General features: G+C 68.9%; 1 protein-coding gene. It reads left to right on the forward strand.

Annotation, left to right across the window (positions count from 1 at the left end):
- Positions 1-44: 44 nt before the first annotated feature.
- Positions 45-334 (forward strand): hypothetical protein (locus Q5762_RS37605; RefSeq protein ID WP_315896806.1); only part of this gene is annotated, 290 nt, incomplete at its 3' end.

Genomic DNA, 334 nt, shown 5'->3' on the forward strand with positions numbered 1-334 from the left:
CGTGGCGGCTACACCGCTCGGGCCGGTGGGTGCGTGGTGCTCAGATGCTGCGCGTCTCCGCTGGTGACCTGCTGGGGATCGTCGCTGATGACCGATTCACGGTACCGGCGCAGCCGCGTGGCGGGACGGTGCGTGTCGAGGTGCAGCGGCTCGTCGCTGATGTGTTGCCGGTCGGCGGCTGGGATGCGCCTCAGACGGTGCCGTCGTCGGTGGAGTACTCCGAGTCCCGCATGGATGCGCTGCTGTCGGTGATGCGTCTGGCTGGCTTGGTGGCTGTGGTGGATCGTGCCGGAGTGCTCCAGGGCGTCCCGGATGCTGGGTCTGGTCAGGTGTG

Source organism: Streptomyces sp. P9(2023), assembly GCF_032436795.1.
GTDB lineage: Bacteria > Actinomycetota > Actinomycetes > Streptomycetales > Streptomycetaceae > Streptomyces.